Source organism: Corallococcus exercitus (assembly GCF_003611585.1).
Classification (GTDB): Bacteria; Myxococcota; Myxococcia; order Myxococcales; family Myxococcaceae; genus Corallococcus; species Corallococcus exercitus.
This window is the reverse complement of the sequence record NZ_RAVW01000800.1, coordinates 1-1,126: the sequence shown is the minus strand read 5'-3', so window position 1 is coordinate 1,126 and position 1,126 is coordinate 1. Positions and strand designations below refer to the sequence as shown.

Annotated in this window: 1 protein-coding gene; it reads left to right on the top strand. The window is 65.9% G+C overall.

The window, feature by feature from the left end; genetic code table 11:
• Window positions 1–2 precede the first annotated feature (2 nt).
• Window positions 3–1,126: elongation factor Tu (tuf, locus tag D7W79_RS42125; RefSeq protein WP_120530769.1), on the top strand; the 1,124-nt coding region annotated here is incomplete at its 3' end.

The window sequence follows — 1,126 nt, the reverse complement described above, 5'->3', positions numbered from 1 at the left end:
TCATGTCCAAGGAAAAGTTCGATCGCAGCCTGCCCCACGTGAACATCGGAACGATTGGGCACGTGGACCACGGCAAGACGTCGCTGACGGCGGCCATCACGAAGGTGCTGGCGAAGACGGGCGGCGCCACGTTCCTGGCGTACGACCAGATTGACAAGGCGCCGGAAGAGCGTGAGCGCGGCATCACCATCTCCACGGCGCACGTGGAGTATAAGACGAAGAACCGCCACTACGCGCACGTCGACTGCCCGGGGCACGCCGACTACGTGAAGAACATGATTACGGGCGCGGCGCAGATGGACGGCGCCATCCTGGTGGTGTCGGCGGCGGACGGCCCGATGCCCCAGACGCGCGAGCACATCCTGCTGGCGCGCCAGGTGGGCGTGCCCTACATCGTGGTCTTCCTGAACAAGGTGGACCTGCTGGATGACCCGGAGCTGCGTGAGCTCGTGGAGATGGAGGTGCGTGACCTCCTGAAGAAGTACGAGTTCCCCGGCGACACCATCCCCATCGTCCCCGGCTCCGCGGTGAAGGCGCTGGAGGGCGACACCAGCGACATCGGCGAGCCGGCCATCCTGAAGCTGATGGAGGCGGTGGACAGCTACATCCCGACGCCGCAGCGCGCGACGGACAAGCCCTTCCTGATGCCGGTGGAAGACGTCTTCTCCATCGCGGGCCGTGGCACGGTGGCCACCGGCCGCGTGGAGCGCGGCATCATCAAGGTGGGCGAGGAAGTGGAAGTCGTCGGTCTGCGCGCGACGCAGAAGACGGTGGTGACGGGCGTGGAGATGTTCCGCAAGCTGCTGGACGAGGGCCGGGCGGGCGACAACATCGGCGCGCTGGTGCGTGGCCTCAAGCGCGAGGACATGGAGCGCGGCCAGGTGCTGGCCAAGCCCGGCAGCATCACGCCGCACACGAAGTTCAAGGCGCAGATTTACGTGCTGTCGAAGGAAGAGGGCGGCCGTCACACCCCGTTCTTCAAGGGGTACCGTCCGCAGTTCTACTTCCGCACCACGGACGTGACGGGCACGGTGAAGCTGCCGGACAACGTCGAGATGGTCATGCCGGGCGACAACATCGCCATCGAGGTGGAGCTCATCACCCCGGTCGCGATGGAGAAGGAGCT